At 71.1% G+C, this 23,280-nt stretch carries 16 protein-coding genes; 8 read left to right on the top strand and 8 right to left on the bottom strand.

Translation table 11 applies throughout. The annotated features are described in order from the left end of the window. Positions 1-8 precede the first annotated feature (8 nt). The 3 genes from AB0B39_RS10730 to AB0B39_RS10720 form a co-directional block, all read right to left on the bottom strand. Positions 9-6,653 carry a condensation domain-containing protein gene (locus AB0B39_RS10730; RefSeq protein WP_357574144.1) on the bottom strand — a complete coding sequence of 2,215 codons (6,645 nt, stop codon included), beginning with the start codon at positions 6,651-6,653 and terminating at the stop codon, positions 9-11. Then, positions 6,650-7,465, bottom strand: a complete 816-nt coding sequence (locus AB0B39_RS10725; protein ID WP_357574143.1) for an alpha/beta fold hydrolase — start codon at positions 7,463-7,465, stop codon at positions 6,650-6,652. The genes AB0B39_RS10730 and AB0B39_RS10725 overlap by 4 nt, the downstream gene beginning before the upstream one ends. Positions 7,466-7,680: 215 nt before the next feature. Then, on the bottom strand, positions 7,681-8,292 hold the full coding sequence (locus AB0B39_RS10720) for a hypothetical protein (RefSeq protein ID WP_234582703.1): 612 nt from the start codon (positions 8,290-8,292) through the stop codon (positions 7,681-7,683). Positions 8,293-8,610: 318 nt separating this feature from the next. Here AB0B39_RS10720 and AB0B39_RS10715 point away from each other — a divergent pair, with 318 nt between their 5' ends. From AB0B39_RS10715 to AB0B39_RS10705, 3 genes are read left to right on the top strand one after another with little or no spacing between them, the layout of a single operon-like run. Continuing rightward, positions 8,611-9,777, top strand: coding sequence for a hypothetical protein (locus AB0B39_RS10715; protein WP_357492663.1), 1,167 nt, complete (start codon positions 8,611-8,613; stop codon positions 9,775-9,777). Between the two features lie 36 nt (positions 9,778-9,813). After that, the gene (locus tag AB0B39_RS10710) at positions 9,814-11,559 is read left to right on the top strand and encodes a hypothetical protein (protein WP_357574142.1); all 1,746 of its coding nucleotides are present in this window, start codon (positions 9,814-9,816) and stop codon (positions 11,557-11,559) included. Continuing rightward, on the top strand, positions 11,556-12,623 hold the full coding sequence (locus AB0B39_RS10705; RefSeq protein ID WP_357492659.1) for a hypothetical protein: 1,068 nt from the start codon (positions 11,556-11,558) through the stop codon (positions 12,621-12,623). The genes AB0B39_RS10710 and AB0B39_RS10705 overlap by 4 nt, the downstream gene beginning before the upstream one ends. Before the next feature lie 45 nt (positions 12,624-12,668). Here AB0B39_RS10705 and AB0B39_RS10700 read toward each other — a convergent pair whose 3' ends face one another. Further along, the gene (locus tag AB0B39_RS10700) at positions 12,669-13,277 is read right to left on the bottom strand and encodes a class I SAM-dependent methyltransferase (RefSeq protein ID WP_357574141.1); all 609 of its coding nucleotides are present in this window, start codon (positions 13,275-13,277) and stop codon (positions 12,669-12,671) included. Between the two features lie 89 nt (positions 13,278-13,366). On the opposite strand from AB0B39_RS10700, the gene AB0B39_RS10695 reads away from it, so the two are divergent. The 5 genes from AB0B39_RS10695 to AB0B39_RS10675 all read left to right on the top strand — a co-directional run bounded on the left by AB0B39_RS10695 (position 13,367) and on the right by AB0B39_RS10675 (position 19,881). After that, positions 13,367-14,548: a low temperature requirement protein A gene (locus tag AB0B39_RS10695; protein ID WP_357574140.1), complete on the top strand. Its 1,182-nt coding sequence runs from the start codon at positions 13,367-13,369 to the stop codon at positions 14,546-14,548. Positions 14,549-14,964: 416 nt separating this feature from the next. Continuing rightward, the gene (locus tag AB0B39_RS10690) at positions 14,965-16,233 is read left to right on the top strand and encodes an ABC transporter substrate-binding protein (protein WP_234582709.1); all 1,269 of its coding nucleotides are present in this window, start codon (positions 14,965-14,967) and stop codon (positions 16,231-16,233) included. 71 nt (positions 16,234-16,304) lie between these two features. Beyond that, positions 16,305-17,258, top strand: a complete 954-nt coding sequence (locus AB0B39_RS10685; protein ID WP_357493424.1) for a sugar ABC transporter permease — start codon at positions 16,305-16,307, stop codon at positions 17,256-17,258. Then, positions 17,255-18,124, top strand: coding sequence for a carbohydrate ABC transporter permease (locus AB0B39_RS10680; RefSeq protein ID WP_234582710.1), 870 nt, complete (start codon positions 17,255-17,257; stop codon positions 18,122-18,124). Before AB0B39_RS10685 ends, AB0B39_RS10680 begins: the two co-directional genes overlap by 4 nt. A 56-nt stretch (positions 18,125-18,180) precedes the next feature. After that, the gene (locus AB0B39_RS10675; RefSeq protein WP_357574139.1) at positions 18,181-19,881 is read left to right on the top strand and encodes a CocE/NonD family hydrolase; all 1,701 of its coding nucleotides are present in this window, start codon (positions 18,181-18,183) and stop codon (positions 19,879-19,881) included. Between the two features lie 16 nt (positions 19,882-19,897). Here AB0B39_RS10675 and AB0B39_RS10670 read toward each other — a convergent pair whose 3' ends face one another. The 4 genes from AB0B39_RS10670 to AB0B39_RS10655 are packed head-to-tail and all read right to left on the bottom strand — an operon-like array spanning position 19,898 to position 23,277. Beyond that, the gene (locus tag AB0B39_RS10670; protein ID WP_357574138.1) at positions 19,898-20,848 is read right to left on the bottom strand and encodes a PaaX family transcriptional regulator C-terminal domain-containing protein; all 951 of its coding nucleotides are present in this window, start codon (positions 20,846-20,848) and stop codon (positions 19,898-19,900) included. Positions 20,849-20,886: 38 nt separating this feature from the next. Continuing rightward, positions 20,887-21,702 (bottom strand): ABC transporter ATP-binding protein, encoded by an 816-nt coding sequence (locus AB0B39_RS10665; protein WP_357574137.1) that lies wholly within the window; start codon positions 21,700-21,702, stop codon positions 20,887-20,889. Then, positions 21,695-22,510 carry an ABC transporter permease gene (locus AB0B39_RS10660; protein WP_357574136.1) on the bottom strand — a complete coding sequence of 272 codons (816 nt, stop codon included), beginning with the start codon at positions 22,508-22,510 and terminating at the stop codon, positions 21,695-21,697. The genes AB0B39_RS10665 and AB0B39_RS10660 overlap by 8 nt, the downstream gene beginning before the upstream one ends. Then, positions 22,507-23,277 carry an ABC transporter permease gene (locus AB0B39_RS10655; protein WP_357574135.1) on the bottom strand — a complete coding sequence of 257 codons (771 nt, stop codon included), beginning with the start codon at positions 23,275-23,277 and terminating at the stop codon, positions 22,507-22,509. Before AB0B39_RS10655 ends, AB0B39_RS10660 begins: the two co-directional genes overlap by 4 nt. Positions 23,278-23,280 lie beyond the last annotated feature (3 nt).

Below are 23,280 nucleotides of genomic sequence, written 5' to 3'. Positions count from 1 at the left end.
GTCTCCTCCTACTGCCGTGGCGGTTGCCCGTGGTTCCCGACCAGGCGCAGAAGGCTGGTCCGGATGCCGTCGAGCAGGTTCTCAGCGGTCTCCGGCCGGAAGGCCGGAGTGGCGTAACTCAGATCGACGCGCAGCGCGGGGCCGGTGAGCGACCCCGTCACGTCGAAGGGGAAGGGCCAGTGCCCGTCGGGGTCCTCGGTCGGCCCGAACGGCGCCGCGCAGACATCGAGGAGCTGGTTGGCCGGGGCGACGTCGTCGAATCCGAAGCCGCCCATGTAGTTGACCGCGACCTGCGGTGGCGGTGTCGCGGCCAACCGGGCGCGTACGTCGTCGTCGGGGCAGAGGTGGCGCAGCAGCGAGTACCCGATGCCGTTGTCCGGGACCCGGCCGAGCTGGCGGATCACCGAGCGGGCCGAGCGCGCCGCGTCGGTGGTGGTGGGCAGCTCCAGCCGCAGCGGATACAGCACCTGGAACCAGCCCGCGGTGCGACTGACGTCGACGTCGTCGAAGAGCGGTTCCCGGCCGTGGCCGGTCGTGGCGACGGTGACCGCGCCACCGGTACGCCCCGCGACGGTGGCCACCACGGCCCACACGAGTAGGTCCCGCACGCTGGCGCGCAGCCGGCGGGCGGCGGCGTGCAGTCCCCGGGTCGCCGCCTCGTCCAGCGTCACGGTGGCCAGGCCCAGGTCACCGAGGCGGAACGGCGCGGCGGCCGGCTCGTCGGTCAGCCGGGCCAGCACACGGTCGTCGGCCTGCGCCAGCCAGAACGGCAGCTGCTCGCGCAGGTGCGGCGAGCCCGCGTACCCGGCCAGTCGCCGCGCCCAGGCCCGGTACGACGTGGTCTTCGCGGGCAACGTCGGCTCGGCGCCGCGTTCGAGCTGGTCGCAGAGCGTCTCCAGGTCGGCCAGGAGCACGCCCCGGGAGACCGCGTCGACGACGAGGTGGTGGTTGACGAGCAGCAGCCGGTCGGGCAGCTCCGGGCCGAGCCGGAAGTGCGCCACCCGGGCCAGCGGGCCGGCCGTGAGGTCCAGGCCGGTCTGCGCCTCGGCGCAGCGGGCCTCGACTGCCGCCTCCCGCTCGTCGGGCGGGAGTCCGGTCAGGTCGTGGCTGACGAAGGGAACGGCGTCGGCGGGGTCGGCGTGGTGCTGACGCCAGCTCCCGTCCGGCTGACGGGTCAGGCGCAGCCGCAGGGCGTCGTGGTGGGCCACCAGCCGACGGACCGCCTCGCGGAGCAGGTCCGCCGGCAGCGGGCGGGCCAGCTGGAGGTAGTAGGGGTGGTTGAACAGGGCGGGTCGGCCCATGGTGGGGGCGACCACGTCGGTGAACCAGCGCTGCGCGCCGGTCAGCGGCGCGTCGCCGTGCACCTCGCCCTGTTCGGCGTCCAGCGCCACAGTCGACTCCCCGAGGCTGGCGGCCAGCTCGGCGACGGTGGGATGCCGGACGAGCTGTCGCGGGGTGACCTGGATGCCGGCCGTCGCGCAGCGGGCGACGAGCTGCATCGCGAGCAGCGAGTCACCGCCGACGGCGAAGAAGTCGTCGTTGATGCCGAGCTGGCTGGTGCGCAGCAGCTCCGACCAGATCGCCACGAGCTGACGTTCCCGGTCGGTGCGCGGCGCGGCGGCGGCCCGGTCGGCCGAGCGCCGGTACCCGTCGGTGACCGCAACGCGCAGCGCCGCCGCGTCGCCCAGCTCGGTGGCCACCTCGGCGAGCAGGCCGGCGGGAATCCGGTCGACAGGCGCGTCGGCGGCCCCGGAGACGTCCGCGTCGAGGGACCAGAGGCCACGCAGCACGTCCACCGGCCCGTTCGCCGGGTCGACGGGCAGCGCCGTGGCGTCCGGTGGCGCGGGCTCGGTGACCGGGTGCAGGACCAGCGTGGCCGCGTCGGTGGGCGGGGTCGGGGCGTACCGGATGATCCCGGCGGTGACCAGCGCGGACAGCTCCGCGCCCTGCGGCATGGTGGTGAGCAGCACCTCGCGCCCGGAGCGGGCCTGGGCCGCGAGCAGCCGGGCCAGCTCCGCCTGCCGGTGCGCCGGCCCGGCCGGTACGACCAGCCGGCGCAGGGCCGGGTGCCGGACCGCCCGCCGCACCACCAGGGTCCCGGTGACCGCCGCCAGCTCCGGCGACCAGGCGTCGCCGGCGAACAGCTCGTGCACCCGGTAGCGTCGCGCCCACGCCTGCACCGCGACGACGTCGACGTCGGGCCGGGCCTCGGCCAGCCGCGCGGTCAGCTCGGTGAAGACCGCGTTCCACGGCGACGTCCGGTACTCCGGCGACGACGGGCACACCACGAGCGTCAGCGCCGCCGCGCTGTGCTGCCGGTGGACGTCAAGTGCCGCCAGCAGCTCGGTGTGGAAGTCGCGCAGCCCGACGATGCCCGCGCCGAGCGGGCCGGGTGTCCGGCGGTCCTCCCAGCGCAGCATCAGCACGTTGTGGTCCCGTCGCCCGGCCGCCAGGCCGGCGGCCGGGTCGCGCAGCAGCCGCAGCAACGCGCCGGCCGGCAGCTGTTCGAGGGCGTGCGGCAGGCCCAGCAGCCCCGTCCAGAAGCGGACGGTCGCCGCCAGAGCGGGCACCTCGACGGTGCCGCCGACGACCAGCCGGGGCGCGGGCGGCGCGAGGCGGCGCGGTGCCGACGCGCGCCGTCCACCGCCGAGCGGGGCGTCCGGTCGACGCACCCCGTCGTCGAGCACCTTCGCGAGGCCGGTCAGCAGCCGAACCATCCGCTCCGGCCCGAACAGGTCGGCCCGGTACGCCAGGTCGGCGTGCAGGTCGTCGCCCTGCCAGGTGAGGCTGAGGAAGAGGTCGAAGTCGACACCGACGCTCGGCACCTCGACCGGCGTGGCCGCCAGCCCGGCGAACTCCGGCAGCTCGTCGGCGCCGTCGAGGACGTTGAGCACGCACTGGAACAGCGGGTGGTACGCGGCCTGGCGGGGCAGCCGCAGCGCCTCCACGATTGTCGCGAACGGCAGCCCCTGATGCCGGTACGCCTCCCGTGCCGTGCGGTACGCCCGGGTCACGAGCTGCCGGAAGGTGGGCCGGCCGCCCACGTCCATGCGCAGCGGCAGCAGGTCGGCGAAGCAGCCGATCAGCGGGGCGAGTTCGGCGCGTTCCCGGCCGGCGGTGGGGACGCCGAGCACCAGGTCCGGTTGCCCGCTCTCGGTGTGCAGCAGGGCGGCGAAGCCGGCCAGCAGCACGGCGAACGGGGTGACCCCCTCGGCCCGGGCCAGCTCCCGCACCGCCGCGCCGAGCCCGGTGCCCAGCCGCTGGGCCTGGTAGCCGGCGACGTCCGAGCGCTCGTCGGGGCGGGGGTGGTCGGTGGGCAGCTCCAGCAGCGGCGGCGCGTCGGTCAGCCGTTCCCGCCAGTACGCCAGGTGCGGCTCGACGGCGCTCGACGCCAACCAGTCGCGTTGGTGCCGGGCGTAGTCGGCGAACTGCACCGGCAGCGGGGCAAGCGGCCGGTCGACGCCTGTGGTGTGGTGGGCGTACCGGGCGGCGAGGTCGTCGAGCAGGACGCTCCACGAGGTGTTGTCGCAGACGATGTGGTGCATGCCGAGCAGCAGGTGCCAGCGCTGGTCGGGTAGCCGCAGCAGGCGGGCCCGCACCAGCGGGCCGGCGGCCAGGTCGTACCGGTGCGCGGCCAGTTCGGCGGCCGCCCGGCGCAGCGCCCGGGCCTGCTTCGCCGCCGGCAGCCCGGTCAGGTCCAGCGTCTCCAGCCACGGGTCGACGTGCGGGCGTACCACGGGTTCCGGTTCGCCGCCCCGGTCGGCGAAGGTCGTGCGCAGCACCTCGTGCCGGGCCAGCACGTCGTCGAACGCCCGGCGCAGCGACGTCTTGTCGAGGTCGCCGCGCAGCTCGACGGCGGCGGTGGTGTTGTGCCGGACGACGTCGTCGCCGAGCTGGTCCAGGGCCCAGAGCCGCACCTGCGCGGAGGAGGCCACCGCGGGCACACCCGGCGGGGCGGGGGTGAGCGGGGCGAGGGCGGTGGCGTCCGGGTCGGCGTCGAGCACGGCCGCGAGCCCGGCCACTGTCGGGTTGGTGAACAGGGTGTAGAGCGACACCTCGCGGCCGAACTCGGCCTGCACCTGCGACAGCAGACCGGTGGCGAGCAGCGAGTGCCCGCCGAGGTGGAAGAAGTCGCTTGTCACGCCTACCTGCTCGACGCCGAGCGCGGCGGCCCACAGGCCGGCGAGCCGCTCCTCGGTCCGGGTGCGCGGAGTAACGATCTCGCCGTCGACGGCCGCGACGACCGCCGGGGCCGGGCGGCTCCGGTCGGCGATCGCCGCGGCCGTGCTCAACTCCTCGACCAGGTACGCGGCCCGCTCCGCCCCGATCGCCGGGTGCAGCCCGCTCGCCCCGGTGGCCGGCGTCGGCGCGGGTGGGTCCAGCGGCCAGACGTGGGCGAGCATCCGGCGCAGCTCGTCCCACCCGGCGGGCACGGCAAGCGCCAGCACGCCCGGGTGCGCCTCGTGCAGCGCCGCGACCGCCTGTGGGTCGGCGTCGAGCACCACTGTGGTGGCCGGGTCGGCGTCGGCGAGCGCGGCGGCCGTGTACGCCCGTACGTCGTGGCCGGGCAGCGCGCCGGCGAGCCGGTCGAGCGGCAGCCGCTCGGCGTCGACGAGCACGAGGCGGCGCGGCTGGCCGACGAGCCGCCGCAGCTCACGCAGCACGATCGTGCCCAGCGCCGCGAAGTACTCGCCCGTGTACGGCACATGACCCAACTCGTCCGCGCGCTCGTCGCTCACCTCGCTCACCGGGTAGGTGCCGGCGTGGTCGGCGGCCCAGGCCGCGTGGACCCCCGGCGTGCGGGCGGCCAACGCGGCCAGCCGGTCGTCGAGGCGGCCGGACCGCTCGCCGAGCCGGTCGGCGGCGCGCGGCGACGCGGGGCACACCACCAGCAGCAGCGGGGCGTCGGTTCGCCGCCGGTACGCGGCCACCGCCGCGTCGAGGTCGTCCATCGCCGCGTCGAGGGCCGCCTCGGCGGCGGTGTGGTCCTGCCGGCGCAGCCAGTCCTCCCACCGCAGCAGGCAGACAGTGGCGTCGGCCGTCGGCCCGGCCAGCAGGTGGGCCACCAGCTGGCCGTACCCGGCCAGCTCCACCGACGCGGGTACGCGCAGGAAGCGCAGCCAGAAGTTCACCGGATCGCGCAGCGGGTCCACGGTGAAGGTGGCCGCCAGGGCGATGCGGTGGCGGCGCAGCCCGGTCACCTCCGACAGCGGCTCATCCGGCGCGTCCGCCATGGCGCGCAGCAGCTCCGGCAGCCGGCCCACGGTCGCGGCGATCGTCTCGTCGAGGTACAGGTCTGCGTTGAAGTCGACAGCGCCGTCGATCCGGTCTCCGTGCGCGGTCAGGCTGACGAACAGGTCGAAGTCGGTGAGGCCGCTCTCGGCGGGCACCGGCCGGAAGGTGACCCCGCCGGCCTGCCGCTGCGGCACCCCGCCGTCGGTCATTGTCGCCAGCACCTGGAACAGCGGGTTCACGCTGGGATCGCGGACCGGCCGGACCTCCTCCACCACCCGCGCGTACGGGGCCTCCTGATGGGCGTACGCCTCGCTGACCGTGCGGTGCACCCGGCGGACGAGGTCGCGCACGCTCGGGTCGCCACCGGTGTCCACCCGCAGCACCAGCATCGTGGCGAAGCAGCCGATCAGCGGCTCCAGGTCGGTGCTCGCCCGGCCGGCGGCGGGCATGCCGAGCAGCAGGTCGTCCTGGCCGGTGGCCTGGCGCAGCAGGGCGGTCAGCCCGGCGAGGACCACTGCGTTGACTGTCGCGCCGGCGCTGCGGGCCAGCCCCGCGAGGGCGGCCGTCACCTCGGCGTCGACGGTGAACGGCAGGCTCCGGCCACGGTGGGTCTGCACCGGCGGCCGGGGGCGGTCCGGTGGCAGCGTCGAGCGGGCCGGCGCCGAGGCGAGCCGTTCCCGCCAGTGCGCCAGGTGACCGGCCAGCTCCCGCTCCGCCTCCGGCCGGCGGCGGGCGGCGACGTGCGCGACGAACCGGGTGGGCAACGCGGGCAGCCCGGCCGGCACGTCGGCGGCGAACTCGCCGTACCAGCGCACCAGCTCCTCGACGAAAACGCCTGCCGACCAGGCGTCGAAGACGATGTGGTGCGCGGTCACCAGCAGCAGGTGTTCGTCGGCGGCGAGGGCGAGCAGCCGGACGGCGAGCAGCGGCCCGCTGGTGAGGTCGAAGGTGACTGCCGCGTGCGCGGCGACCTCCCGATCGATCGCGGCCTGCCGCTCCGACTCCGGCAGCGCCGTCAGGTCGACTACCGCAAGCGGCACCTCCAGGGCGTCCGACACCCGCTGGGTGACGACGCCGTCGACGGACGCGAACACGATCCGCAGCGCGTCGTGCCGGGCCACGACCGCGTCGATCGCCCGGTGCAGCGCCGGGACGTCCAGGGGACCGGTGATCCGCTCGGCGAAGGGCACGTTGTAGACAGGCGTGCCCGGCTCCAGCCGGTCCAGGAACCAGAGCTGCTCCTGGGTGAAGGAGAGCGGGTAGCTGGCCGGTCCGCTGCCCGATCGGGGCGACGGCACGGCGGTGTCGGGGCGGCTGGCGGGGGCCTTGCCGGCACGGTTCTGGCGCAGCCGCAGGGCCAGCAGCTCCCGCTGCTCGGGGGTGAGGTCGGCGAGGTCCGGGTGCAGGTCCTGGGTCATCGGGTGGCCCCTTCGACGTACGCGCGGTCGGCGGCCGGCCCGCCGCCGAGCAGGCGGGACAGCGGGGGAGGGGTGTCGTGCAGGTAGAGGTGGCCCCCGGGCACGACGGTCAGCGAGAAACCGAAATCGGTGCAGGCCGCCCAGCCGGCCACCTCGTCCGGGTCGACCAGGGGATCGTCGGCCGCCGCCACCGCGTCCACGGGCAGCGGCAGCGGCGGCACGGTCGCCGGCCGGTACGACGCGACGACTGTCAGGTCGGCCCGCACGGTGGGCAGGATCAGCTCCAGCAGGCCCGGGTCGGCGAGCACCTCGTCGGGGATCCCGCCCAGGTCGCGCAGCCACCGGGTCAGCGCCGCGTCGTCGAGGCGGTGCGCCGCGCCCAGCGGTGCCGCGGTGCGCGGCGGACGCGCCGCCGAGACCACCAGACGCTGGGGTACGTGGTCTCCCCGCGCGACCAGGCGGGCGGTCACCTCGTACCCGATCAGGCCGCCCATGCTGTGCCCGAAGATCGCGAACGGCGCCGGCACCCGCTCGACGATCGCCGCGACCAGCGGGGGCGCCAGCTCGTCCATGGTGCTCAGTGGCGGGTCGGCCAGCCGGCGCTCACGGCCGGGCAGCTGCGCGGCCCACACCTCCACGTCGTCGCCCAGCAGGGTGCCCCACGGCCGGTAAGCGGCAGCGCCGGCACCGGCGTACGGCAGGCACACCAGCCGCAGTCGGGCGGCCGGGCGCGGCGCGACGCAGCTCAACCAGGCTGCGGCGCCGGCCGTTCGGGCGGCGGTCGCCGGCAGGGATACGGGTGGTGTCGCCATGCCCGCACACGCTAGGAACGGGCCGTGACAGCGGTCTTAGCGTCGGCTGAGGGTTCGTCGCGGTGTCCGCTGGGCGCGGCCGATGCCGGGCGGCACCTCGGCGACACGCTGGTGGCCGTGAAAGCCCGTGTGACGACGGTTTCGCTTGCCCCGTAACGGCTTCGTCGTCACTGCCGTCGAGCCGGGCCACCGCCCATGGTTGTGCACGTCGTGGGTCAGCGGGTCAGGTCGGCGTAGACGACGATCTGCCAGGCGAGCACGGCCGTGGCGGCGACCTCGATGCCGGACACGGCGACGAAGGCGAAGCTCAGGGGCCCATTCGCCCAGAAGACGATCAGGGCGGCAACTGGCGGAGCGACGAAGGTACCCAGGTCGACGGCGAGTTGTAGGTACTTCCGGGAGATGCGGCGGGCGTCGGAGCGGTGGGCCGTCTCCCAGCCGAATACGGGCTGACTGTCCGACGTCAGCGCCATCAGGCGGGGACCAAGGTCCGTGCGGACGTAGCGACCAATGGCCGAGATCTTCTCATCGTTGATCAGATAGGTCCATCCGAGGACGGCGCTGGCCACGGGCAGCAGGAGCAACAGATTGGCGTGGTCCTTGACGGAGAGAACGGCCGCGACCACCGCCGCCATCGATCCGAGAGTGGCATAGATCAGGTTGTCGCGGAATCCGATTCGTGTGCGTTGCTCGTGCTTCAGCTGCTCGTACTCGGTGAGCAGTAGCCCGCCGGTGGTGATTTCGCCGCCCATGCACGTCCTTCCCGCGCGACCGATGATGCGTCCCATGATGCCCGAAGCAGCCAAACGAACGGTCAGCACGTGCATAGACGATCTTGAACATGGCCCTCGGCCGACCGGAGATCGTCGGCAGAATCCGACAGTCGCCCCCCAGTCACTACCTGGCGTCATGGTTGCCTTTTGGTCTGCTTCGTGGCCCGAGTGTCGGTCTCCGCATCGGTCGTCCGTCCATTGTCGGGTTTCGACACCGCGGTAACGTGCTGTCGCACCTTCACAGGCCGTGTTCGCGCTGCTAGGTTTCTGCTCGGGATTCACCCGCTGGTCATGTTGACGCATGGGTGTGTCGCCCAATCGGACAAGGACGGGCTCAGGATCACTCCGTCCGCGACTTGACTTGGGGTATCGATGACGGGGCGGCAGGCGTCGATATCGGCAACGGTGTACCAGCCGACGAAGGGCGATCAGCTGGCGCTGCACGTCGCCAAGTTGTTCGTGGGCCTGGCGACCAGTTCGCTGAGCCGCAGTTTGCAGGACGCCCTGGACCGCAGGTCGGCGGCGAAGAGGTTGGCCGCCGAAGACGGCTATCTGGTCCCCATCCCAGGCGACGGCGCAATTGAGTCGCTGCGGCGTTCGTGGGCCAAGGCAGCCGAATACTGGCGAAGCGAGCCGAGGGCGTTGCTGGACCTGACGGAATGCTCTTTCTCCGATGTTGCCGGGCCGGTCTACCTCATCTCGAAAATCGTCGAACGGCACCGTCTCGGGCTGGTTACCAGAGTTCGACTCCCCGAGCAGCCAGAGATGATCGACTTTCTCCGGGAAATCAACTTCCTGGATGCCGTGACGGTCGCTTCCGAGACGTCGCTGTCCCAATTGCTGACCACCGAGAGCCTGTACCGACTGACCCGCGTCGACTCCTACCTCAAGCGCGCGCCGGGGAACAGCAGGCGCCCGACTCTCCCCTTCAATATCTTTCCGCTCAAGGTCCTCCAACTGGGGTCGAACACCCGGCACGCGCCGGCGGTACGGTACGCGGCGGATTGGCTGTCGAAGCACGTGGTGGCCGCGCTCGACCGGGATCTGGCCGGCCCTGGCGCCCAGGTGGCCCGGTTGGTGATCCTGGAAACCCTCATCCGCGCGTCGATCGGTCACGACAAGCAGACCGCGGTTGTCGCCGCGCATTATGGACTGCATCGAGACGATCGTGCCTACCTCCAGATCGCCTTCTGGTGGGACGGGGCTGGTGAGCGATCCACCAGGGTGGCGACGACTGACTTGCTTGAACTGGTGTTCGACGAGCCGGAGAACGTGCTGGCAGCCTTGCCGCACACGCCCATGGCTGTTCAGGATGCCTGGCAACTGCCGAGCAGCCCCACCGTCCTCGCCAGCGCGGTGGTTGACATCTTCGGCGGCCAACTCGACACCTACGGCGCCGATGCGCATCTCGCCCTGGCCCGCGACCAGCGCGATGGCACCGATGTCCCAGCCCCGACTCCGACCCTAACCTACGATCGGTCGAACGGCGGGGCAGTGCTCGGTGATCTCGTTGTCGTGACCCTCCCGCTCAACGACTAGTCCGGCGCCTGTCCGATGCTGGAACAGTCCCCACAGATGTCACAGACCACGTTCGATCTCGTTCGCTTCGGGTTGGGGCCGGGCGAGGAACCGGACGACCGGCAGCGCGCCTTCTACGCGGACGTTGCCCGGATCGTCGCCGGCCGCACGCTGCGCTACGCGGAATCGGCAGCTGCCTTCCACACCGTCGCCACGGACAAGGCGCTCGTCGAAACCGGTTCGGTCTACCAGCCGCTCTTTCAGGCGTTGATGGAGCTTCCTGACCGGGCCGACCTCGGAATCCTCGATCTGTCGGTGAGCACCCAGACAGTCAACAGCGAGCTGTTTCTCCGTCCTGAGGCGTTGCTGCATCTCGCCTCGGCGGTAAGCGCCGCATGCGACACCGAGCAGTGGGCCGATCGAACCCTGGTTATCCTGCTGCCCACCGAACAGGCGGAAGACATCAAACTTCGTGAACGCTTGCAGACGCGATTGACCTCCGGTCAGATCCATCTCCTCTCCGACGGCGGCACCTCGTCCTGGTCGGACGACGATGTCGACGACTATCGGAGCGCGTTGAATCGTCTGCGGACCGCGCCGATCGATCTGTTGGAACGAAAGCTGATCACTCGGCTCGGCTGGTTCAGCCCGCATGGCCGTCAGGGTGAGCGGAAGGTGTTGCGCCATTACTTCGACGCCAGCCGGGCACAGGACGAACTCGGCCATCTGCTGGACAACGCGCTCGGCTCTGACTCCGCCGAGCGGCCTGACCTGGTCGTCTATCACGAGTCCGTGTCGAACTGGCTTGCCAATCCACTGAAGGGATCCTGCATATCCGCCGGCTCACTGCCGGTCCGGTCCTTCTCCGAGGCGATCGTCAAGGCGCCAGAGGATCCCCACCCTCGATCGGTGCTGCTCGTCGTCGCCGTCGTCAACACAGGGGTGTCACTCGCGGAACGGGTCGCCACCATTACCGCTGCGCTGCGTCCCACCCGGTTGCGGATCCTGGCCGTCCTCTGTGTCGGTGGAGCGCAGCCACGGTTCGGACGCCGTCGGATCGAGGGCGACGACGGCACGGAGTACGACGTCGAATACTTCTTGTCGGTCGAACAACGCACCGAGTTGGAGGCCGAGTGCCGCCTGGCAGTGGTGGGAGAGACCAGGCGGTACGAGGAGCGGACCAACACGCTGACCACCGCGGAGTTCTGGGACCTCGTACGAATGTGCGGCGTGAAGCCCGAGGATGACGTGCCGACTCCCCGCCGGGGCGCCTACCCCGTGGTCCCTGACGTCCCTCGGATCCTTGAAAAGTATGGGAATTGGCTGGCCGACAAGCTATGGATGTTTGTGCGTCGGTCGACGAGCACGGTGGGGCAGGACATCCTGTTGGTCTGCCCCGAACGCGAACAGGGATCCCGCAAGCTGTCCAACAGCTTGTCCCTGCGGTCGGGCGCCCAAGTGGTGAGGATCCCCCGCGAGGCGATCGAGAAGGTGGTTGACGGCACCGCCCCGGAGCGGGTCTTCGATGACGCCGCCCCCTGGTGCCAGGAGCTGGACTCCGTCGCCACCAAGGAGGTGGTCCTCATCGACGAGTTCGTCGGTGCCGGCGACACGATCGACGCCATGGAGCGCATCGCCCTCGCGAAGGGCCTGAACGTGAAGGCCGTCTGCACACTGCTCGACTTTGCGCCCGAGGCCGCAGGACAGCGACACTCGCTCTACGGCTGGCGGCCGCCAGCCCCCCGGAAGGACGTGCCCACGCAGCGCGCGGACTCCGATGCGGAAGCGGTGCGCAGGCCGTGACCCGACAGCCGACGGAGAACGACGTTCTGACGTTGCTCGCGCTGCTGCGGTCAGAGGCGTCTGATGACGTGGCTTCGATCATGTTCGATGATCTTGTTTGGTCCGTCAGCCGCCTCGACGAGAGATTTCGCTCCAAGGTCCTTGTCCATGCTGCGGCGATCATGGGCTCGCGGTGGCTTGATGCCGAGCGCGCCAAGGACATCTTCGATCAGCTCGACAGATGGCAGGTGTCGCGTAGCGTCGACTTTGCGCTCGTTACGGTGAAGGAGCGGGAGTTCGACGCAGCGAAGGTGGCGCTGGGCGTCGACCTCCGACGCGAACCTGACTATTCAGCGCGAGGCGCGTACTTCTTCGACGTCGAAGTGGCGCGTGAGGGTCAGCCACCGCTGAAGGGGATCATCACCAAGTGCGGGACGGCCGGTAACAGTCGGATGGCCGCCTTCCTGCACACCGTGTTCTCCACGTACGAGGTCAGGCTGTGCTGCCTCGTCGGCATGGCAGCCGGTCACAGTGGGCAGGTCAGACTGGGCGACGTCGTGTTCGGCGACAAGATCATCGACACCGGGCGCGGAATATCGACGACCCGCGGTTACGAGCCCGACCCGGCGTCGCTGGACCCGGACCTCAGGATCGCCCGCGAGATGACGTCGTTCCGGCCGGAGCGGCTCGGCTGGCACGACCTGATCGCCAAGGAGGTCGCGGCGGCAACCGCCGACCTGGACGATCTGCAGGTTCCTGAGCTCTTCGACCCGGCGACCTACCGTCCAAGGCTCATTCTGAAGACGATCCAGGCCAAGGACGAGTTGGTGGAGGACGGCAAAGTCGGACGGCGGGCGCGGTGGTTCGGCCCGGAGCGCCGCACCGGCGCATTGGAGATGGAGGGCGCCGGATTTGCGGTCACCTGCGACGAGCAGGCCGTTCCCTGGATGGTCATGCGGGGGATCGCCGACTTCGGTGAGCCCGACCGGGTGAAGGATTGGCAGTTCGTCAGCACGGTGGCGGCGACTACCGCGGTGAAGCTCTGGTTGAAATCCTGCCGGTTCATGCAGGATCGGCGGAACTAGCGTCGGCTGAGTTCCGTGCGGTGTCCGCCGCGCGACCGCGCCGGCTCATTCCTCGGTGACGACCGCCACGATGGCGAAATGCGGCCGATGGATTCCACCGTCCGGGCGCTCCAGGCGTTCGACCTCGGTGAAGCCGGCGCGCGCCAGCCGCTCGGAGATCTCGTCGACGGGCCACCGGTAGGCGGTCAGGACCTTGTGGTCGAAGGCGTCGACCTCGTCGCCGGCGAAGAGCCCCAGCACCAACCGTCCGGACGGGGCCAGGGCGCGACGGAACGTGGCGAGCACGCCGTCGAGGCGCTCCGGCGGCAGGTGGATCAGCGAGTACCAGGCCAGGATGCCGGCGACTGAGTGGTCGGCGACGTCGAGGTCGTCCAGCGACCCGAGGCGGTAGCTGCCGCCGGGATGGGTCGCCCGCGCGTGGGCGATGAACTCGGGGACCACGTCGACGCCCGTGGCGTCGACGCCCAGCGAGCGCAGGTGGTCGGTGAGGTGACCCGGGCCGCAGCCCAGGTCGAGCACCGGACCGGGTCGGCCCCCCAGGTGCCGGCCGATGAGGGCGAGATCGTCGGGGTCCACCTTCTCCCGCGTGCCGAACAGTTCGATGTAGAGATCCGCGACCGCGGCGTACGCCTGCTGTACCTGTTCCGTGCCCACCGCCCGACTATAGGAGCTCCGCCCTCCGGGCGACCGACCGCACGCAACCGCCCGTCCAGAAGATCGTTAGTGCCCGGGGGGTGGCCGGGATGGCGCACGGGTGGACGGGACGGCTGCTGCGCGATCCGGTGGCCTCGCCCCGGGCGGCGTTTCTCGAACTCTTCTACGACCTGGTCTTCGTCTTCGCCCTCACCCGGGTCGCGCAACGGCTCATCACCGAGCTGAACGCCAGCGAGCCGGAGCGCGACGTGCGGGCGGGGGCCGCCGAGGCGCTGTTCTTCTTCCTGCTGCTCTGGTTGATCTGGATGTTGGCGGCCTGGGTCACCAGCCTCTACGATCCGGCGCTGGCGTTCGTCCAGGCGCTGGTCATCGTGGTCATGTTCGGCGCGCTGGTGCTGGCCATCGGGATGCCGTACGCGTTCGGCGGCCGAGCCGTGGTGTTCGCGGTCACCTACGTCACCATCCAGCTCGGCCGGCCACTCGCGCTCACGCTGGCGTTGCGCCACCATCCACGACGGTTGGTGACGACCCGCATCACGATCTGGACGGCAGTCGCCGCGGTGCCCTGGCTCATCGGCGCCGCCGTGAGCGAGCACTCCCGTCCCGCGGTCTGGGCCGGTGCCCTGGCCATCGAGTACGTGGGGTTCGCCACCGGCTGGCCGATACCCCGGCTCGGCGCCTCCCGGGTGAACCAGTGGGTGATCAACGGGGTCCACCTGGTGGAGCGCTACCAGCAGGTGTTCCTGATCGCGCTCGGCGAGGCGATCCTGGTGATCGGCCTGGCCTCCAGCGCGGACCGGTTGACCCCCGCGAAGGTCGCCGCGTTCGTCATCGCGTTCGCCGTCACGGTGCTGTTCTGGCGGATCTACTTCCACCGCGCCGGACACCTGCTCCCCACCGCGATCCGCGACTCGACGTCCCCGGCGCGACTCGGCGAGCGGGCGACCTACATCCACCTGGTGACGGTGGCCAGTGTGCTGGTCACCGCCGTCGGATTCGAGCTGGTCATCGCCCACCCCACCGACGAGGGCGGGTTGCCGCCGGCGGTCATCATGCTCGGCGGTCCGGCGTTGTTCCTCCTCGCGCAGGGCTGGGCGGAGTACGAGGTCCGCGGGCGGCGCTCCGTCCACCGGCTGGGCGGGGCGCTGGTGCTGATGGCGGCTGTCCCGGTCGGCGCCCGGCTGCCGGGCCTGGCGGTCCTGGTCCTGGCCGCCGTGGTGCTCGGCCTCGTCGGCGGGGCCGACCTGGGCCGTCCCGGTCGAGGTGGCTGATCCGCAGGTCGCCCGCCGGCTGGTACGCCTCGGCATCGGCACCCTGTGTGCCCCGCGGCAGCGATCCCGCCGCCACCGGCTTTCGCCGGTCCCGGGCGGGTTGCTGGTGCCTGAAACTTTCGGCGCGGTGAGGTCGGGACGCTCCCCGGCCGGCGGGCGGTCCTGCTGGCAGCGAGGTTGTTGACGGATGACGTGGCAGTTAGTAGCCTCAGCGCACGAAATAGTGGCATGCAAATGTCTCGATAGATTTCGGAGACGGGAACCGACGACCTCGCCTACGACGCGGCCAGAGTTGACCCCGTCGGTGCGGCCGCCCGTCAGCCGCTGCCTCCCGTGCCCGCAGCCGGCACGCCCATCGCTCCGATCCACCGCGGTCACCCGACCACCGCCCCGCACGATCACCGTATGGAGGGCCGTTGAAACGCGTCCGGACCACCGCCGCAGCCATCGTCGCCACAGCCGCCCTCCTCCTGGCCGGCTGTCAGGGATCGGATGGCACATCCAGCTCGGCCGACACGAAGACGTTCGACTTCTGGTCGTTCGCCAACATCAACCAGAAGGCCGACGTCGACGTCTACACCAAGGCGCACCCGGATGTGCGCGTCAAGCTCACCGAGGTGGGCACCACTACCGAGACCGCCCAGGCGCTCACCGCCGCGCTGGCCGGCGGCAAGGTGCCCGACCTGGTGCTGATCCAGGCCGACGACCTGCCGAAGTTCATGCAGTCGCCGGACAACTTCGTCGACCTCACCACGCTGGGCGCGGGCGACATCAAGGGCAACTACCTCGACTGGGTGATGGCGCAGTCGACCACCAAGGACAACAAGATCGTCGGTGTGCCGACCGACGTCGGTGGCCTGGCGGTCGCCTACCGCACCGACCTGTTCAAGGCGGCCGGGCTGCCCACCGACCGGGAGGCGGTCGCCAAGCTCTGGCCGACGTGGGACGACTTCATCAACGTCGGCAAGACCTACGTCCAGAAGACCGGCAAGCCGTTCGTGGACAACACGCCGACGAGCGTCTTCTTCCAGGCGGTCAACCAGGGCAGCCAGCGCTACTACAGCGCCGACCGCAAGCTGGACTACGACAACGACCAGGTCAAGGCGGCGTTCGACGTGACGCTGAAGGCCTTCACCGCGGGCATCTCCGCCAAGCAGGAATCGTTCTCGTCCGGCTGGACCGCCGCCATGAAGAAGGGCGACTACGCGGTGGTGTGCTCGCCGTCCTGGATGCTCAGCCAGATGAAGACGAACGCCCCGGAGACCAACGGCAAGTGGGACATCGCCACCATCCCCGGCGGCTCGGGCAACTGGGGTGGCAGCTTCCTCGCCATCCCCAAGCGCGCCAAGAACGCGAAGGCGGCGTGGAACTACATCTCCGAGATGCAGTCACCCAAGGGCCAGCTGGCGCACTTCGTGTCGCAGGGGTCGCTGCCCACCACGCCGTCGGTCTACACGGACCCGCAGCTGGTCGGCAAGACCGACCCGTTCTTCAACAACGCGCCGATCGGCAAGATCTACACCCAGTCGGTGGTCGGGATCAAGCCCTTCTACTTCGGCCCGAAGGACGGCCCCATCGGCACCGAACTGCTCAACACCCTCACCAGCGTCGAGCAGGGCAAGGTGGACCCGGCCAACGCCTGGAACACCGCCCTGACCAATGTCAAGAACGCCGTGCGCGAATGACGGACGGTTGATGTGCGGCAGCCGGGTCCGGCCCGGCTGCCGCGCGTCGGGAAGGTGACGCCTTGACCACCATGCTCAGCCCGGCCGCCGCCGCACCGGACCTCCCACGGCCCAGCCGCAACCGGCAGATCCGGCAGAGCGTACGGGAGCGGCTGGCTCCGTACGCGTACATCTCGCCCTTCTTCATCCTGTTCCTGATCTTCGGCCTCTTCCCGTTGCTGTTCACCTTCTACATCTCCCTGTTCGACTGGGATCCGATCGGTGAACACCGCTTCGTGGGGCTGGACAACTTTTCCGACCTCGTGCACGACCCGCGCTTCTGGGGCGCGCTGCGCAACACGTTCAGCATCTGGGTGCTGTCGACGGTGCCGCAGTTGCTCCTGGCCCTGGGCCTGGCGCACATGTTGAACCACGCGCGGCTGCGGCTGGCCACGGTGTTCCGGATGTCGGTGCTCGTTCCCTACGTCACCTCGGTGGCGGCCACCACTATCGTGTTCGCCCAGATGTTCGACCGGGACTACGGCATGATCAACTGGATCCTCGGCCTGCTGGGCTTCGAGCACATCGATTTCACCGCCTCGCTGTGGGGCAGCCACGTCATGATCGCCACGATGATCGCCTGGCGCTGGACCGGCTACAACACGCTGCTGTACCTCGCCTCGTTGCAGGCGGTCCCCCGAGAACTGTTCGAGGCCGCCGCGGCGGACGGTGCGAACGGCTGGAAGCAGTTCCTGCACATCACCATCCCGTCGCTGCGGCCGATCATCGCCTTCACCGTCGTCACGTCGACCATCGGCGGCCTGCAGGTCTTCACCGAGCCTCTGCTGGCCAACCCGGTCGGTGGGCTCACCTGCGGGGCGGCGCGGCAGTGCCAGACCGTCACCCTCTACCTCTACGAACAGTCGTTCGGGCAGTTCCACTTCGGCTACGGCGCGGCCGTCGGTGTCGCGCTCTTCCTCATCGTGGTGGCCTTCGCCGGCCTCAACTACCTGCTGGCCACCCGCATCCGCTCGGAGCGTCCATGAAGCCCGGAACCTCGACCGCCGCACCCAAGCGGGCCCGGCGGCGTCACGCCAACCGCGTCCCGACGACGGTCTACCTCCTGCTCACCCTCACGAGCCTGGTCAGCGTCTTCCCGCTCTACTGGATGTTCGTGGTGGCCACGACGGACTCCGCCACCGCCACGACCCTCCCGCCGCACCTCACGCCCGGCGGCAACTTCCTGCACCTGGCGAAGCTGGTCTTCACCATCGTGCCGTTCGTACAGTCCCTGCTCAACAGCCTCATCGTGGCCAGCACCATCGCCGTGGGGCAGGCGGTGCTCTGCGCGTTGGCCGGCTTCGCCTTCGCCAAGCTGTCCTTCCCCGGCCGCAACACGCTGTTCCTCATCGTCGTGCTGACCATGACGGTGCCGGCTCAACTGGCTGTCGTGCCGCAATATCTGATCATCTCCCGCCTCAACTGGGTGGACAGCCTCCAGGCGGTGATCGTTCCTGGGCTGGTCAGCGCGTTCGGCATCTTCTGGATGCGCCAGCACATCGGCAACACCATCGACGACGAGCTGATGAACGCTGCTCGGGTGGACGGAGCGACCACCTGGCAGATCTTCTGGCGGGTGGCGTTCCCGCTGGTGCGGCCGGCGGCGTTCGTGCTGGGGCTGTTCACGTTCGTCTACGCCTGGAACGACTTCCTCTGGCCGTTCATCGTGCTGAAGTCGCCGGAGAACTACACCGCCCAGATCGCCATCAAGGCACTGCAGCAGAACCGGGACATCGATCTGGGCCTGGCCATGTCCGGCTCGTTCCTGGCCACCATTCCGCTGCTGGTGCTCTTCGTCTTCGTCGGGCGCAAGCTGGTGCAGGGAATCATGGAAGGCGCGTTCAAGGGCTGAGGTGCCCGGCCCACCACCTCCTGACCACAGCGACCGAGGCCGAACAGGGACGGACGATGACAGGTGTCCGCCGCCGGCTGGCCGGCCTGCTCCGACGTGCCCGCCGCCCGACCAGGCCGCCCTACCCGTTCACCGTGCGGCGCAGGCTGCGCGTGCCGATGGACGACGGCGTCGAACTGGTAGCCGACCTGTACCAACCGGTCGGCGCCGGGGAACCGCCGCTGCCCACGATCGTGGTCCGCTCGCCGTACGGCCGGCACGCCTCGCTCACCCATGCGCCCGCGCTGGCCGGGGCCGGGTTCACCGTGCTGGTGCAGAGCTGCCGGGGCACGGGCGGTTCCGGAGGCACCTTCCGGCCCCAGCTCGACGAGGAGTGCGACGGCATGGCCACCCACCGGTGGGTACGCCGCCAGCCGTGGTTCACCGGCGCCGTCGCGACGTACGGGGAGAGTTACCTCGGCTACACCCAGTGGGCGGTGGCCGGACGGATGTGCCGCGACGACCCCGGGAACGCCCCGGACGCCCTGTGCCTGAACGTCACCATGGCCGACTTCGGTGCGGTCACCTGGACCAACGGCGCCTTCTGGCTGGGCGGCTCGCTCGGCTGGTCGCGCCGGATGGTCCTGCGGGGCCCGCGCGGCGCCCTGATCCGGGCGCGGCTCGCCCGGCGCCCGGATCGGAAGCTGGCCGAGGCCCTCGACGTCCTGCCCCTGTCCGGCGGCGACACCGCCGTGGCCGGCCACCCGATCGGCTGGTACCAGGACTGGCTGGCGCACGAGAAGCTCACCGACGACTACTGGACCCGGCAGTCGCACACCGCATCGGTGCCCGACGTGACCGCACCCGTCTACCTGGCCACCGGCTGGTACGACATCTTCCTGCCCTGGCAGCTGCGCAACTACGCCCAACTGGTCGCGGCCGCCCGCCCGCCCCGGCTGACCATCGGCCCGTGGGGCCACGGCGGTGAGCGGAGCCCGTTTCTCGCCGAGTCGATCGCGTTCCTCAAGGAACACTTCGCCGGCGCTCCCGCGACCCGGCCGGCGCCCGTGCGCGCTTTCCTCACGGGTGCGGACCAGTGGCACGACCTACCTGTGTGGCCGCCACCGGGCACCGCGACGCGGCGCTGGTACCTGCACCCGTCCGGGCTGCTCGACCCGGCGATCCCCGCCGGGGGCACCACCCGCTACAGCTACGACCCCGACCGGCCCACACCGGCGCTCGGTGGCCCCGACATGGGCCCCAGCTGCGGACCGGTCGACACCCGCGCCCACGATCGCCGCCCGGACGTGGTCGTCTTCCGCAGCCCACCGCTGGCACACCCGGTCGTCCTCGCCGGGGAGCCGGTCGCCCGGGTCCGGTTCCGCTCGACGGCCGCCAGCGCCGACGTGTTCGTGCGGATCTGCGACGTGCACCCCGACGGCCGCTCGATGAGCGTGTGCGACGGCATCCGCCGCATCGGCAGCGTCGGCACGGCGGCCACCGACCCGCCGCCCGACGGGGACGGTTTCGTGACCCTGGACGTGCCGCTGTGGCCGGCCTTCCACCGCTTCGCCCCCGGCCACCGGATCGCCGTGCAGGTCAGCTCGGGGGCGCATCCGCGCTACGCCCGCAATCCGGGCACCGGCGAACCGGCCGCCACCGCGGCCACCACCGTCCGGGCGGAGCAGGAGATCTCCCACGACCCCGCCCACCCGTCCCGGATCGACCTGCCGGTTTGGGACGGGTGGGCACCGGCGACCGGCGGCGGGCGTGGCTGACGCGGCGTCGAGGCCGTCAGGCGGCGCCCGCGCGGAGATCCCCGGTGGTGTGGGCGCGGATGCCCGGGTCGGGGGAGTCGGCGAACCGGGCGACGACCGCGCGCACGTGTTCCTCGGCGGGCGCGGCGAGGCCGTCGTAGACCGAGACGAACAGCTCCCGGGCACGGCCTCGGGGCCAGTCGGCGGGCATCAGCGCGATCGGCAGCTGCGGGTCGAGGACGGGGAAACGCCGGTAGGTGTCCATGACCTCGGTGCGGGTGGCGACCGCGCGGGCGCCGGTGATCCGCCCGGTCCGGATCTGCGGGAGCAGCGGCCGCCAGCGCTCGATGAACGTCTCGTACTGGTGGGCGATGGCGGCCACGTCCCACGCCTCGATCGGCGACCTGTCGCTCGTATTCGCCAGGTCCACGTGCCGGGCCCGGAAGATGCTCATGGCACCGACGCCGAAGGCCCGGAGGCGGTTCTCGACGGTCGGGTTCGGCGCGTCGGGGGAGATCCACAGCCCGTCGAACAGCGACGCGAACCCCAGCCAGCGCAGCTGGTCGCGCAGCGCGCGCCGGTGACCGTTGGCCTCCTGGGGTAGGGAGAAGGCGACAAGCGTCCAGGACCCGTCCCACGAGTCGCCCCCGGCGGCGAATCCGGCTATCCAGGCCCCGCCGCCCAGCAGTTCGTCGGCGGCGGTCCGGGTCAGCCGGTACGAGCTGCGCCGACCGTCCCGGTGGTTCTCGAGGACTCCCCGGCGGGCCAGCCGGCTGATGGCGGTGCGGCCGCCGGTGGGGCTGACCCCGGTCTCCGCGAGCAGCGCGACGATCGACGCCGAGGGCAGCCAGGCCCGCGTACGCGCGGTGTAGTCAGCGATCAACGTCGTCGCCAGGCCCTGCGGCGAGCTGCCCGCCTGGCGACGGGGCAACCGCACGGAGCCGACGACGTCGGGGACGATGTCCGCCATCTCGTACGGGATCACCACTGATGTGCTCCGGTGTTCTGGCCGAGCCGGACGGGCGTCTACTGACGACGGGCCGGTCCCGGGGGGACCGGCCCGCGCTTGGCCCGCTGGATCTGCTCGTAGACGCGGGTCCGCAGCTCGGTGAAGCGGGGCAGGGCCCGGGTGGTGAGCTGGTCGCGCTCGGGCGGGAGGTCGATGACGAGGTCCTCCTGCACCCGGGTGGGGGAGTTGGACAGGACGAGCACGCGTTCGCCCAGATACACCGACTCGTCGATGTCGTGCGTCACGAAGACCGTCGAGATCCGCCGCGTGCGGTGCAGTTCGCGGACGAGGTCCTCCAGGTCGGCGCGGGTCTGCGCGTCCACCGCGGCGAACGGCTCGTCCATGATCAGCACGTCCGGCTGGTACGCGACGGCGCGCGCGATCGCCACCCGCTGCTGCATCCCGCCGGACAACTGCCACGGATGGCTGCGCGCCGACTGCGGCAGCCCGACCGCGTCGAGGGCGTCGTCGACCAGCCGGGCGCGTTCGGCGCGGGAGAGCTTCTTGTGGCGAAGCGGAAGCTCCACGTTGCCCCGGACGGTCAGCCACGGATACAGGCTGCGGCCGTACTCCTGGAAGACCACCGCCATCGCCGGGCTCGGGCCGGTCACCGGCGACCCCTCCATCTCGACGAGGCCGCTGGTCGGCCGGAGCAGCCCGGACAGGCATTTCAGGAGCGTGGTCTTCCCGCAGCCCGAGGGTCCGACGACGCACAGCAGCTCGCCGGGATCCATCGTGAAGCTGATGTCCCCGATCGCCTCGACCTCGCCCCGGCCGGACGCGTAGACCTTCCGCAGGTGCTCGACCCTCAGCAGGGGACGCCCGTCAGCCACGGGTGACCTCCTTCATTCCGTGGTACCAGCGCAGGACGCGGCGTTCGACGACACCGAAGACCACGGCGAGGACGACGCCGATGAGGCCGAGCAGGAGGATGCCGCTCCACATCTCGGCGATGAGGTAGTTCCGCTGGAAGTAGGCGATCCGGTAGCCGAGGCCGGCCGACGACGCGAACATCTCCGAGATCACCATGAGGATCAGGGCCACCGAGAGCGCCTGCCGTACGCCGGTCATGATGCGCGGACTCGCCGCCGGGAGGATCAGCCGCCACAGCCGGTCCCACCGGGAGATCCGGAACGAGTACGCGGTCTCCAGCATCACGCTGTCGGTCGCCCGGACGCCCTCGATCGTGTTCAGCAGGATCGGCCAGATCGCGCCGGACACGATGACGACGACCTTCATCGTGTCGGTGATGCCGAGCAGGAGCATCGCGACCGGGATCAGGACGGGTGGCGGAATCGCGCGGAAGAACTCCAGCAGCGGTTCGAGGATCTCGCGGAGCGGGCGGAACCGGCCGATGACGACGCCGGCGGCGACGCCGAGCAGGACCGACGCGCACAGTCCGATCAGGAGCCGGTACACGCTCGGCAGGACGTCGTCGACGAACGCCGGGCCGATCCAGGTCTGCCGGAACGCGTCGAGGAGCGTACGGGGGCCGACGAGGAACCGGTTTGTCGACCGGGTGGACCAGACGGCCCAGAGCCCGACGGCCAGAACGGGGAGCCCGACCGCGAACAGGACGTTCTCGGCGACCCGGACGCCCAGGTCGCGAGGGCGGGCCCGGCCCGTGCCGACGGCGGTCACCGGGTCGCCTCGTCCGCGAGCACCGACTGGTGCCAGGCCAGCGAGCGCCGTTCGACGAAGCGGAACACGACGTTCACCAGCAGCCCGAGCATCCCGGTGACCACGACGAGCCCGTAGAGGCCGACCGCGTCTCCGGCGGAGCGGGACAGCTCGATCATGCGCCCGAGGCCGGGGTTACCGATCACCATCTCCGCGGTCACGGCCAGGATGAGGGCGACCGCCGCGCCGAGACGCAGGCCGGTCATCAGGTACGGCAGCGCGGTCGGCAGGACGAGATACCGAAGCCGCTCGGCACGGGTGAGGCCGAAGCTCCGCGCGGTGTCCCGGGCGACGGTGTCGACATCGGCGACCCCGTAGATCACCTGCACGAACACCTGCCAGAACGCCGCGTAGACGATGATGACGAGCGCGGCGCGCATCTGCAGGCCGAACATCAGCACGGCGAGCGGGATCAGCGCGACCGACGGCACCGGCCGCAGGAACTCGACAGTCGTGTGCGTCGCGCGACGCAGGAACGGCACCATCCCGATCACGGTCCCCAGCGCGACCGCGGCGAGCGTCGCCACCGTCAGGCCGATCGCCCACGACGTCATGGTGAGCCGGACCCGCCGCCAGAACGCCAGGTCGCGGACCTCCTCGGCCAACCGTCCGAACACGTCGGTGGCGTACGGCAGGTAGTGCGGGTCGACCAGTCCCAGGGCCGGGATCAGTTGCCAGACGACGAGGAACCCCAGCAGACCGGCGGCGCCCAGCAGGATCTTGCGCATCGG

It is taken from the genome of Micromonospora sp. NPDC049114, from assembly GCF_040648635.1.
GTDB lineage: Bacteria > Actinomycetota > Actinomycetes > Mycobacteriales > Micromonosporaceae > Micromonospora.
Note: the sequence above shows the minus strand (reverse complement) of the source record. Positions and strands in the feature narration are given on the sequence as shown.

Coding starts and splice junctions, on each gene's coding strand:
- AB0B39_RS10730 (WP_357574144.1), bottom strand. CDS start 6,653: ATGACCCAGGACCTGCACCCGGACCTCGCCGACCTCACCCCCGAGCAG.
- AB0B39_RS10725 (WP_357574143.1), bottom strand. CDS start 7,465: ATGGCGACACCACCCGTATCCCTGCCGGCGACCGCCGCCCGAACGGCC.
- AB0B39_RS10720 (WP_234582703.1), bottom strand. CDS start 8,292: ATGCACGTGCTGACCGTTCGTTTGGCTGCTTCGGGCATCATGGGACGC.
- AB0B39_RS10715 (WP_357492663.1), top strand. CDS start 8,611: ATGACGGGGCGGCAGGCGTCGATATCGGCAACGGTGTACCAGCCGACG.
- AB0B39_RS10710 (WP_357574142.1), top strand. CDS start 9,814: ATGTCACAGACCACGTTCGATCTCGTTCGCTTCGGGTTGGGGCCGGGC.
- AB0B39_RS10695 (WP_357574140.1), top strand. CDS start 13,367: ATGGCGCACGGGTGGACGGGACGGCTGCTGCGCGATCCGGTGGCCTCG.
- AB0B39_RS10685 (WP_357493424.1), top strand. CDS start 16,305: ATGCTCAGCCCGGCCGCCGCCGCACCGGACCTCCCACGGCCCAGCCGC.
- AB0B39_RS10680 (WP_234582710.1), top strand. CDS start 17,255: ATGAAGCCCGGAACCTCGACCGCCGCACCCAAGCGGGCCCGGCGGCGT.
- AB0B39_RS10675 (WP_357574139.1), top strand. CDS start 18,181: ATGACAGGTGTCCGCCGCCGGCTGGCCGGCCTGCTCCGACGTGCCCGC.
- AB0B39_RS10655 (WP_357574135.1), bottom strand. CDS start 23,277: ATGCGCAAGATCCTGCTGGGCGCCGCCGGTCTGCTGGGGTTCCTCGTC.